Origin of the sequence: Lysinibacillus sp. NPDC056185 (assembly GCF_047737915.1) — a bacterium.
Classification (GTDB): Bacteria; Bacillota; Bacilli; order Bacillales_A; family Planococcaceae; genus Lysinibacillus.
Genome location: NZ_JBLLLQ010000045.1, coordinates 18,922 through 29,986, shown reverse-complemented (window position 1 = coordinate 29,986; position 11,065 = coordinate 18,922). Strand labels below are relative to the sequence as shown.

General features: G+C 37.1%; 11 protein-coding genes, 1 tRNA gene, 1 rRNA gene and 1 other RNA gene. 4 read left to right on the top strand and 10 right to left on the bottom strand.

Features of this window, described 5'->3' with window-relative positions; translation table 11 throughout:
- The 7 genes from ACMZ42_RS24970 to ffs form a co-directional block, all read right to left on the bottom strand.
- A 16S ribosomal RNA gene (locus ACMZ42_RS24970) occupies positions 1–83 on the bottom strand; the annotation flags it as partial.
- Positions 84–373: 290 nt separating this feature from the next.
- On the bottom strand, positions 374–646 hold the full coding sequence (locus ACMZ42_RS24965) for a pro-sigmaK processing inhibitor BofA family protein (protein ID WP_142511000.1): 273 nt from the start codon (positions 644–646) through the stop codon (positions 374–376).
- A gap of 86 nt (positions 647–732) precedes the next feature.
- Positions 733–948 carry a YaaL family protein gene (locus tag ACMZ42_RS24960; protein WP_132364636.1) on the bottom strand — a complete coding sequence of 72 codons (216 nt, stop codon included), beginning with the start codon at positions 946–948 and terminating at the stop codon, positions 733–735.
- Between the two features lie 13 nt (positions 949–961).
- Positions 962–1,558 carry a recombination mediator RecR gene (recR, locus tag ACMZ42_RS24955; protein ID WP_079564088.1) on the bottom strand — a complete coding sequence of 199 codons (597 nt, stop codon included), beginning with the start codon at positions 1,556–1,558 and terminating at the stop codon, positions 962–964.
- Between the two features lie 11 nt (positions 1,559–1,569).
- Positions 1,570–1,884 carry a YbaB/EbfC family nucleoid-associated protein gene (locus ACMZ42_RS24950; RefSeq protein ID WP_370083307.1) on the bottom strand — a complete coding sequence of 105 codons (315 nt, stop codon included), beginning with the start codon at positions 1,882–1,884 and terminating at the stop codon, positions 1,570–1,572.
- A 21-nt stretch (positions 1,885–1,905) separates the two neighbouring features.
- Positions 1,906–3,693: a DNA polymerase III subunit gamma/tau gene (dnaX, locus tag ACMZ42_RS24945; protein WP_415733142.1), complete on the bottom strand. Its 1,788-nt coding sequence runs from the start codon at positions 3,691–3,693 to the stop codon at positions 1,906–1,908.
- A gap of 283 nt (positions 3,694–3,976) precedes the next feature.
- Positions 3,977–4,244: signal recognition particle sRNA large type (ffs, locus tag ACMZ42_RS24940), an RNA gene on the bottom strand.
- A gap of 458 nt (positions 4,245–4,702) precedes the next feature.
- Between ffs and ACMZ42_RS24935 the strand changes: the two genes are divergently transcribed.
- From ACMZ42_RS24935 to ACMZ42_RS24920, 4 genes are all read left to right on the top strand, one after another.
- Positions 4,703–4,795, top strand: a tRNA-Ser gene (locus ACMZ42_RS24935).
- Between the two features lie 284 nt (positions 4,796–5,079).
- Complete coding sequence (locus ACMZ42_RS24930; RefSeq protein WP_370083303.1) at positions 5,080–6,342, top strand: ATP-binding protein; 1,263 nt, start codon at positions 5,080–5,082, stop codon at positions 6,340–6,342.
- A complete protein-coding gene (locus ACMZ42_RS24925; protein ID WP_337992051.1) occupies positions 6,343–7,221 on the top strand; it encodes a response regulator in 879 nt (292 codons plus the stop codon).
- Positions 7,222–7,311: 90 nt separating this feature from the next.
- Positions 7,312–8,586, top strand: coding sequence for a cation:dicarboxylate symporter family transporter (locus tag ACMZ42_RS24920; protein WP_370083301.1), 1,275 nt, complete (start codon positions 7,312–7,314; stop codon positions 8,584–8,586).
- 87 nt (positions 8,587–8,673) lie between these two features.
- Here the strand turns inward: ACMZ42_RS24920 and ACMZ42_RS24915 are convergent, their stop codons facing one another.
- From ACMZ42_RS24915 to ACMZ42_RS24905, 3 genes are all read right to left on the bottom strand, one after another.
- On the bottom strand, positions 8,674–9,306 hold the full coding sequence (locus tag ACMZ42_RS24915) for an RraA family protein (protein WP_415733141.1): 633 nt from the start codon (positions 9,304–9,306) through the stop codon (positions 8,674–8,676).
- Between the two features lie 188 nt (positions 9,307–9,494).
- Positions 9,495–10,403 (bottom strand): methyl-accepting chemotaxis protein, encoded by a 909-nt coding sequence (locus ACMZ42_RS24910; protein WP_415733140.1) that lies wholly within the window; start codon positions 10,401–10,403, stop codon positions 9,495–9,497.
- 104 nt (positions 10,404–10,507) lie between these two features.
- Positions 10,508–11,035 carry a TIGR00730 family Rossman fold protein gene (locus tag ACMZ42_RS24905; protein WP_415733139.1) on the bottom strand — a complete coding sequence of 176 codons (528 nt, stop codon included), beginning with the start codon at positions 11,033–11,035 and terminating at the stop codon, positions 10,508–10,510.
- Between the last annotated feature and the right edge of the window lie 30 nt (positions 11,036–11,065).

Genomic DNA, 11,065 nt, shown 5'->3' with positions numbered 1-11,065 from the left:
AGCTCCTTCTCTGTTCGCTCGACTTGCATGTATTAGGCACGCCGCCAGCGTTCGTCCTGAGCCAGGATCAAACTCTCCATAAAAAGAAATTTGATTAGCTCAAATTGTTTTGCTGGCATCATGTTTGATGTCCAAAATTTTGTTTCGTTCACCAACTCAAGGTTAGCTACTAAAAACTATATTGATTACGTTTTGCTTGTTCAGTTTTCAAGGTTCATTTCGTTTCCATTTCTTAGCAGCAACTCTTATATAATATCATGTCATTTACTTATTGTCAACAAATAAATTATTTAATTTAAAACTCATTTGTTTTTCAACAGTTATCTTAACGACTCTTATTACTATACCACAATATTTTTATTTTGCAAGCATCTTATAAAAAATATATTAAAGCAGTTATCCCTAGCACACCCGGAATACCTAATATTGCAATTGTGAATACTGAAAATAGATTAATCGGCACATTATAGCCTGCATACCCTATTCCTAAGTGAATAATAAATAATAGTAGAAAGGCAAAAGCAAATCTAAACCAAAACACAGACATTCCTTCTAAAATTTTACCCATCTTGGCATGTCTTATTATTATATAAAGAAAAAGAAGCACTACAGGCACACAAAAACTCATAATTACTAACCACGACATATGGTTACCCCCTTAGCAAATATAATTATGAAAGTTTATGTTTCCTGTTTTGCTTCTATGAATATTAATTATACCGAGGCACCAACTTATTTAATTAATACTCTACGAATTCTAGCTTCCTTGAATAAATAAAAATGTATACTCTCCGCAGCTTTGCGTTGAGCTATTACTTCTAAATCATAGTCGTCTAGTAATTCTTCAATTATCTTTGCCTGCTGTAAATCCTCTTTTGTTCCTTTTATAAGATTCACAAGCTTGTCATCGAATTCTTTTTTTAATTTTCCCTTACTGCGGAAGAACATATTAATCCCTCACTCACAATTCTCGGCGACCTTCCATTGCCTTCGATAACGTTACTTCATCTGCATATTCTAAATCTCCACCTACTGGTAGTCCATGAGCGATCCGTGTTGTTCGAATACCAGATGGCTTCACTAGACGAGAAATATACATAGCTGTTGCCTCGCCTTCAATCGTCGAATTCGTAGCTAAAATAAGCTCTTGAACAGTCTCATCTTGCAAACGAACTAGTAGCGAAGCGACATTAATATCCTCTGGCCCAACACCATCCATAGGTGAAATAGCTCCCTGTAATACATGATACATACCGTTGAAATCACGCATTTTTTCCATCGCAATCACATCTTTTGTATCTTGGACAACACAAATAATAGAATGATTTCTTTGTTTGTCTGTACAGATATGGCATGGATCTACATCAGTTATGTTGCCACATACGGAGCAATAGCTTAAATTTCGTTTAGCATCAATTAATGCCTTTGAAAAGGATAAAACGTCATCTTCTTTCATTGTTAACACAAAAAACGCCAGACGAGCCGCGGTTTTCGGCCCGATACCTGGCAATTTCATAAAACTATCAATCAGTTTCGATATTGGTTCTGGGTAGTACATTTATTTACCTCCTAGAACGGAAGATTCATGCCTTGAGTAAATTTACCCATTGTTGAATTCGTTTTTTCATCTACTTTTTTCAACGCTTCATTTGCAGCAACAACGATTAAATCTTGTAGCATTTCGATATCGTCTGGATCTACTACTGATGGATCAAGATTTACTTCTACAATTTCACGTTGACCAGTTACAGTTACTTTCACCATACCGCCACCAGCTACACCTTCAAATTGCTCTGCATTTAAAGTCTCTTGAGCCTCCATCATTTCCTTTTGCATTTTTTGCATTTTTTTCATCATACCTTGCATATTTCCCATTCCGCGCATAAACATATTCCTCCTAAATGATTAATCTTCAACAACCTCAATAAAATCTTTACCAAACAGCTTTTCTGCTTCCGTCACAAGTGGATCTTGTGAAGCAAGCGGTTGAGCATCGTCGATAAACGGCCCTTCTGGCATTTCTGCCGGTGGTGGTTCTGACAATTCCATTTCATGATCGGTTTCATTCTGAGATTTTTTCTCCTGCTGTAAGCCATGATCACGAATAAACTCTTCACGTAATTTTAACCAAGCCTCTTCAGGCGTACAAAGCATTTCATACATAGTACCAGTTTGCCCTGCAATTAATTGTGTGAATTGAGCTTTTAGGGCTTGATTATCAGCAACCATTTGACAATGAATATCATACTTGAATTTTAACACAAAAGCACTTGATGATGCCGCAACAGGTTCAGCCTCTGCTAAAAGAGCTGACTGAGATTTTTGCATCTGACTTAATGCCTGGGCCCAAAACGATTTGATACGTTGCACATCTTGCTTTGTAGCATCCTTTAGTATCTCTTGAATACGGCCTGTTGGTGCTTTATAGCCATTCGGACTTTTTGCTCGTGGACGTTGCTCTTTTGGTGTTTGCGCTGTTTGCATAGGAGCACCAGCTTGTAATTGAGCTGATAGTTGTTGCACCATCTGCTCAAGTGCCACGATTTTTTGGGCGAGCTCAGGGCTCATAGCTACCTCACCTGAAGTGGTAGTCTGACCAACTGCACCACCCGAAAACTGCACCATTTTAAGTAACGCTGTTTCCAAGTAAATCTTTGTATGGTGGGAGAACCGCATTTCTTGCTGTGTTTTCGCTAAAATATCAATGTAGCCATAGAGCAAATCCGGTGCAAAATCATGCGCCAATGTAAATACTCGCTCCTCTGGTGATACTAGTTCTAGTAATTCAGCCAAATCTTCACTTGTTTGCAGTAATAATAAATCCCTAAAAAATGTAATCAAGTCCTCTGAAAGTCGAAGAGGATCTTTCCCATCTGCAATAAGCTGTTCTAATAACGCAAGCATTTGAGCGACATCTTTTACTTTTAGAGCTTCTGCTAATTCATAGAAAACTTCCTGACTAATAGAACCTGTCACAAGTAATGTATCCTCAAGCTTCAACTTTTCTCCACTGAAGGATACAACCTGATCTAATAAACTTAAAGCATCACGCATACCACCAGCTGCTGATTGTGCGATTACCTTTAAACCTTGTTCCTCAAATGGTAACTCAATATCCTCTAATACAACTTTCATGCGATCGATAATATCATTGGTTGAAAGACGTTTGAAATCAAAACGCTGACATCGTGAAATAATCGTCGCTGGCAATTTATGAGGCTCTGTCGTTGCTAAAATAAATACAGCATGTGCAGGTGGTTCTTCTAACGTCTTTAAAAGGGCATTGAAAGCACTTGTAGAAAGCATATGCACTTCATCAATGATATACACTTTATATCTGCTACTCGCAGGAGCAAATCGAACTTTCTCAATGATGTCTCGTATTTCTTCAACGCGTGAATTAGACGCCGCGTCAAATTCAATAACATCTGGGTGAGAACCGTCAGTAATGCTTAAACAAGTAGCACATTCATTACAAGGCTCTTTTGATGGTGCATGCTCACAATTTAAAGCCTTTGCAAAAATTTTAGCTGTACTTGTTTTCCCGGTACCTCGTGGGCCAGAAAATAAATAAGCATGTGTTGTTTTATTCGCTAGGAGAGCATTTTGTAGCGTTCTTTTGACATGTGCTTGACCAGACATCTCTCGGAATGATTGCGGTCGATACACACGATAAAATGCTTGATACGTCAATGGTTTCCTCTCCTTTTCTTCATTATATAGAATAGTTCTATTATAGCATTTTCGTCATTATTTATAAAATAGTGTCATCGTTTTTCAAAAATTTCGGGACGATTCTCTTTCACTTCCTGTAGTGAAGGCTGATGCTTCCGGCTCCTATCGGCCGCCTCGTACAATTTGCAACTCCCATAAACGTGCTAATGATTGATTTTATGTCCCAACAAATAGTATAAAATCATATAAAAAAACGCATCCGCCTTTTGTAGACGGATGCGTTTGAATTGGCAATTTAATGCCGTGCACCTTTCTTCGACAGCCGCACATAAGCGTTACTCTTGTCGTTAGCTCAGATTAGGCAACCCCGCGGCACATGAATAAGACCACTTAATGCTGCTTCCTTCCGGACCTGACATAGTTCATGGGTATCCATTGCGCAGGACCCAATCGTCAACACTACGTGCAAAAGGCAGACCAAACAATACGGACAGCCTCGAAAAAGGAATTCAGTCTCGCTAGAGCGGATTGCGAGTTACAGGACACCGCTACCTTCCCACCTAGCACGGCAATAACTAGTATACTGACTGTTTTCATAAATTGCAACTTAATACGCATAATATTTATTTGGAACATTCTATCTGCACTGTAAAAAAGAAATTATTAATCCATTATGCCTCGCCATAATTGCCGCTTTCGCGCAGATAAACAATGCGTCCGGAATCGGCTTTGCGCTTGCCTGGATGAGGGCCGACACGATGTCGGCCATTTCGATAATACCTTACCGATTATCGCATGGATGCGCTATAAGAACTCTTTTTCATTCCATGTCATCCGCTCAAAAACTGACTTAGTACCGCATTCATCTCCCTCCTATAGAGGTGAAAGACTTCTGTACCTGACGCTTTACTTTCGCTACAGAAAATAATTGTTGAATGAAGTTAAAAAAACATAAAAAATCTGTTGACGTGAATTTTAAAATATGATAAATTAAATCTTGTCGATAAGACAACGAACAAAACAATATGGAGGTATACCCAAGTCTGGCTGAAGGGATCGGTCTTGAAAACCGACAGGCGGGTAACACCGCGCGGGGGTTCGAATCCCTCTACCTCCTCCAGTTTTAAAATTCCGACTACGAATGTAGCCGTTTTTTTTTGCTTAAAAATTATATGTAACATTTACTAGATGCCACTTCCACTTAGGTTGTGGTATTTTTTTATTGTAAATTGTTATAACCGTAAAAAATCTATAGCATTATTTCATCTAGACAAATGCGCTTTCATTATGAAACCACTTTTCGCCCCAACGCAATATTAAAAGTAGTGGTACAATTACCTTTATTTCAAACAAATGAGCTCTTTTAGCATAATGCTCGTTAATATTATTAGGAAGGATTTTTTTATGCACTCGAAATTTTACATATCCCGTGCTTCCCTCACTTGGATTTTGACAATTGCCCTGTTAACTGCTATTGGTAGTGAAATTAAAATAATGCCTTTCGCTGATACACCTTTTCGTTTCGGATTAGGAAGTATTATTTTCTTTTTGTGCACTCTACTAAGACCTACACCTATTATTTTTGCTGGATTTACTACGAGTATCGTGACAACCATTTTTCGAGTTATCATTAATTACACTTTACATGATGTTCCAGTAGTCAATAGTTTACTAATACATTTACCTGCCGCCGCCTTTTATATATTGTTTGCAGTATGCCTACAAATTCTAAGCATTCACCAATATAGAGAAAAACCACTATTGCTTGGATTGCTAGTTGCGTTTAGTGAAGTATTCAGTAATTTAGTGGAACAACTATTTCGTTATTTTATAAATTCTTATACTTTTTTATTCCTTCATGATTTACTTATACTATTAGCAGTTGCTTTATTACGTAGCTTTTTTGTTGTTGGTATATATAGTTCCATTTTAATTGCTGAGCAAAAAAAACGTGTTCAGGAAATGCTTACAATCGGCTCAGATTTATATGTTGAGACACTTTATTTAAAAAAATCTATGAACCATATAGAAGCAATAACAGTCAGTGGGTTTGAACTATATCGACAATTAAAATCGCTAGGTTATCGTGCAGAAAGTTTACAGGCACTTCATATTGCCCAGGAAATTCATGAAGTGAAGAAGGATTCACAACGCATTTATGCAGGTATTTCTAAAATTGTTGGTGAAAAGAGCTTTGGATCCCTTAGATTGTCAGAATTATTACATTATATTGAAGACGGCAACAGTAAGTACGCTAATTTTCTCGGCAAAGAAATTGAATTTAAATTAAATATTGAGATCGATTTTCAAACGAAGGAACATATTGCATTGCTTGCACTTTTGAATAATTTAACAGCTAATGCTATAGAAGCAATTGAAGATCAAGGCATCATTTCTATTGCCATTCAGCAGCAACAGGATGATACTGTAATAACAGTATGCGATAACGGAAAGGGCATTCCACAAAGTAATCTCTCTATCATTTTTGAACCTGGATACACTACAAAATACAATGTAGACGGTGTCGCAGCAACAGGTATTGGGCTCTCACATGTTGCTGAATTAGTAAATAAATTAAATGGCTCAATAACCGTTGAATCAAATACTCAAAACACGATGTTTAAAATTACAGTTCCTACGCAAACTATTCAAACGGGAGAGACTTAAATGAGGTATTTTATTGTAGATGATGATCGTGCAAGTCGGGTCATGTTAAAACAAATTATTGAAGATAGTGGCTTAGGTACAGTTATTGGTGAAGCACGCAATGGTGAGGACGCCATTCCACAAATTTTAATGACACAACCTGAATTTGTGTTGATTGATTTACTTATGCCTAAGCTTGATGGGATAGCAACAGTCGAACACCTTATTCAAAATCGTTTTGAAGGACAATTTGTCATGATTTCTCAAGTAGTGAATAAGGAAATGGTTGGTGAGGCATATGAGCAAGGTATAGATTTCTTTATTCATAAACCAATAAACCGTATTGAGGTTGAAAATGTTTTACGTAAAACAACTGAACAATTTCGCCTGAAAAATTCATTACTTATTATTCGCCAATCACTTACAAATATTGATCTAAGTGAACAAATCAATCATAAAGCAACGTCACGCGATCATATTCAATCCATCTTAAATGATATGGGGATCGTTGGCGAGATTGGAAGCGAAGATATTATAGCTATCATCGAAACATTACTTGCGCATCAGCACAAAATTGCACCACTTCCACCATTAAAAGAGCTTTATGAGGAGATTGCAGTTGTCACAAAGGCTACACCAGATGAAATTTTGAAGGAAAGTAAAGCCATTGAACAGCGGGTGCGCCGTACTATATTAGCAGCGATGATAAATCTCGCCAATTTAGGTGTCGTAGATTATACAAACTCCGAATTTGAATATTATGCACCTAGATACTTTGACTTTAAAGAAATTCGTCTGCTTATGACTCAGATAGAAGATCACAAAAATCGCAAAGCAAAGGTTAATATTAAGAAGTTTATTCAGGTATTATATTCAGACATTTTAACTAAATTAAATTAATTTTCTCGGATTTTGTCGGATTTCATAAGTCCTCCGTATTATTAAAGTAAGGCAAGTCCTAAAAATTTAATATTAGGAGGTACTAAGGTTTTGAAGAAGAAATTTAGAATCAGTTTAGCCACTCAAATTTTAGTCGGTTTGATTTTAGGGATTATTATTGGTGGTATCTTTTACGGAAACCCCAAAATTGAAACATATCTACAACCTCTAGGTGATATTTTCCTTCATCTAATTAAAATGATTGTTGTACCGATTATTATTTCGACTTTAATCGTTGGTGTTGCTGGCACTGGAGATATGAAACAGCTTGGACGATTAGGCGGGAAATCGCTTATTTACTTTGAGGTTATTACAACAGTAGCAATTGTAATTGGTTTACTTTCCGCAAACTTATTCCACCCAGGCGCGGGCGTAAACATGAACGAGCTCTCTAAAGGAGATATTTCGAAATATGTTGCAACTACAGAAGAAGTACAGCATGAAGGACCATTTGATATTATTGTAGGCATAGTACCGACAAATATCATTCAGGCAATGTCTGAAGGTGATATGCTTGCGATTATTTTCTTCTCAGTTATTTTTGGTTTAGGGGTTGCTGCCATTGGCGAACGTGGTAAACCAGTATTAAACTTCTTCCAAGGGGTAGCAGATACCATGTTCTGGGTAACTAACCTCGTAATGAAATTCGCTCCAATTGGGGTATTTGGTTTAATTGGTGTAACCGTTTCCAAATATGGATTCGCTTCACTAATACCACTCGGCAAACTCGCTATACTAGTTTATGCAACAATGCTATTCTTTATCTTTGTCGTTCTTGGTCTTGTGGCCAAATTTACAGGTATCAGTATCTTCTTCTTAATTAAAGTATTAAAAGATGAGCTGATTTTAGCGTTCTCAACAGCAAGTTCTGAAGCTGTGTTACCACGAGTTATGATGAAAATGGAGAAACTAGGTGCTCCAAAGGATATCGTATCCTTTGTTATTCCAACCGGTTACTCTTTTAACTTAGATGGTTCTACACTGTACCAAGCTATTGCTGCTTTATTTATTGCTCAAATGTACGGTATTCACCTAAGTATTGGTGAACAAATTACGTTAATGCTTGTATTAATGGTTACATCTAAAGGGATTGCAGGTGTTCCAGGAGTATCCTTCGTTGTGCTTCTAGCAACTTTAGGTACTGTCGGCATTCCAATTGAAGGTTTAGCATTCATCGCAGGTATCGATCGTATTCTTGATATGGGACGTACAGTCGTTAACGTAATTGGTAACTCACTTGCGTCATTAGTAATGGCGAAATGGGAAGGCCGTTTCGATTCAGAGAAAATGAAAAATTACTTTAAAGATAATGAAAATTTAGCATAAAAATTAAAAAAATCCTCACGATGTATGGATGGCATCGTGAGGGTTTTTTTATTGCGTCTGGAATCGGCCGTTAGGCTTTAACTTCTTTCAGCTTCTTCTGGAGGAAGTTAATACTTTATCTAAATAAGCAATAATAGATTCTTTTCCATTTGCATGTGCCTCTTGAGCACGTACGTCATCTTTTTCGAGCTTTACCTCAGCGGCTGTCACAATACGCTCTGCATCTTCCTGTGGCACGACAACGACACCGTCAACATCCCCAATAATATAATCACCAGGGCGAACAGAAACGCCCCCAATAGCAATAGGAACATTTACTTGACCACCGCCGTTTTTATTGCCAGCTGCTACCGTTGTGCCAAGTGAAAATACAGGAAAGTCTAGCTCACGAATAGCTGCAATATCACGAATAACACCATCAACGACAAAGCCCTGTACACCTATACCCTTCGCTAATGAAAGAACAAAATCACCAGCAACTGCACGATTGGTATTCTCTTTAGCGTCAATTACTAAAATATCCCCTTCTTTAGCAACTCGAATGGCTTCCAATACTGCACCATTTTCACCATCTGGTAAACGCACTGTTACTGCACGGCCAGCAATTTTATAATGATCTGCTAACGGTTTAATATCACTGCGTAAATTCGTATGTCCTCCTGTCGCATCTGAAACTGCAGTCGTTGGCAAATGCTTAAAACTTACTTCCACCTTTGTCATCTATAACACCCCTATTATGATTTATGAAAGCTTACACAATTATTGTAAATAAAACTCAGCTACTTTTTCAATATATATCAGAAAATTATGTAAATATTACATTTGAAGACTAGCTATTACATACGTTAACCTTTTCTCTAATTCTTGCAATTATTTTATTCTTCTTGATTAAACATATAAAAATTGAATTAAATTATTTCGGTAAAATGCCTTGATTGTTCATCTAATGCCTCTGCTGCAGATGCAATTTCGGCAAAATCATTCGTTGTTACATTAATTTGACCATTTGTTTTTTCAACTTTTTCAGCTATACGCGTGATACTTTCAGTGACTTGTCCAATCTCTCGCTCAATGCCCTCAACATTATCTTTTACTTCTGAAATAGATTGCTCTACCCTTTTGGAAAGCTTTCTAACCTCTTTTGCTACAACATCAAAACCTCGTCCATACTCACCGGCTCTTGCTGCTTCAATAGCTGCATTTAGTGCAAGTAAGTTTGTCTGAGAAGCAATTTCTTGAATGGTTTTCACAATCCCTTTAATAGATTCAGCTTGCTTCTGTAGCTGCGCAAGATTTCTTACATTATCAGCAGACTCTTGTGAAACCTCTTTCACTGTTTCCAGTAAATCCTTGCTATTTTGAATGCCCGCCTCCGAACGACTATGAAGCTCTTTAGACATAACCTTTAATGTATCAGCTACACTAACAATTTCATTTTGGCGTTCTGTAATATTTGTTGCAATTTTCGATACGCCAATCACCTTTTTTGAATTAATGGCAAAGACAGGCATATAAGTGGCCTCAAGCCAAATTCTATTTCCACTTGCATCCATTCTTTCGATTTTATCCTGATAGCTATTGCCAGCAGCTAAATTTCGCCAAAACTTTCCGTATTCTATACTATTCGCAAATTCCGGTAAACAAAAATCTTTATGATCTTTTCCTATCATTTCCTCAACTTTATAGCCTAATGTTTTAGCAAAAAGTTCATTTACATAGGCAACTTTATGCTCCATATCAAAACGGATAATGGCTATATTTCGTTCAATTGCCAGCACTACTTGATCATCAGTAACTTCTGTATCTATTGTCTGCATAATCTACACCTCTTTCATTGTATTAGCGAACTAAACTTTTTATGGTAATGAATCCTATAAAAAAATTTATAAAGATTATTTATTGCAGAAAAAACATGGGCGTATTACCCATGTTTTTTTAATAAATGTAATACTTCTTCCGATGTAGTAGCTACATGAATAAGTGACTTTTGCTCAGTTCGTATAAAACCTTCTTCAAGCATTTTCTGAAGTTGTTGTAAAAGCGCATCATAAAAATTATTTACATTATATAAAATTACAGGTTTTTCATGTAGTCCAATTTGTGCCCACGTAAACACTTCAAAATATTCGTCCATTGTCCCACCACCACCTGGTAAAGCTATAAAAGCATCTGCTAACTCTACCATTTTGGCTTTACGTACATGCATAGATTCAACAAAATGAATCTCTGTTAACGAGGCATGTGCTACTTCCCGCTGCTGTAAATGAGTTGGCATCACGCCAATAACATCTCCTCCAGCTTCTAATACTGCATCTGCAACTTTCCCCATTAGTCCTGTTTTCGAGCCACCATAAACGACACCATGACCATTTTGAGCTAATACAGTTCCTAACTCGGCTGCTTTCTCTGCATAAATTGGGTTTATGCCTAAGCCAGAACCGCAATACACCGCTATTCTTATAACAATCCCTCCTACTCA

Bases quoted from the DNA above. Each gene is read 5' to 3' on its own strand.
- ACMZ42_RS24950 (WP_370083307.1), bottom strand. From the start codon at position 1,884: ATGCGCGGAATGGGAAATATGCAAGGTATGATGAAAAAAATGCAAAAA.
- ACMZ42_RS24930 (WP_370083303.1), top strand. From the start codon at position 5,080: ATGCACTCGAAATTTTACATATCCCGTGCTTCCCTCACTTGGATTTTG.
- ACMZ42_RS24925 (WP_337992051.1), top strand. From the start codon at position 6,343: ATGAGGTATTTTATTGTAGATGATGATCGTGCAAGTCGGGTCATGTTA.
- ACMZ42_RS24910 (WP_415733140.1), bottom strand. From the start codon at position 10,403: ATGCAGACAATAGATACAGAAGTTACTGATGATCAAGTAGTGCTGGCA.
- ACMZ42_RS24915 (WP_415733141.1), bottom strand. From the start codon at position 9,306: ATGACAAAGGTGGAAGTAAGTTTTAAGCATTTGCCAACGACTGCAGTT.
- ACMZ42_RS24960 (WP_132364636.1), bottom strand. From the start codon at position 948: ATGTTCTTCCGCAGTAAGGGAAAATTAAAAAAAGAATTCGATGACAAG.
- ACMZ42_RS24965 (WP_142511000.1), bottom strand. From the start codon at position 646: ATGTCGTGGTTAGTAATTATGAGTTTTTGTGTGCCTGTAGTGCTTCTT.
- recR (WP_079564088.1), bottom strand. From the start codon at position 1,558: ATGTACTACCCAGAACCAATATCGAAACTGATTGATAGTTTTATGAAA.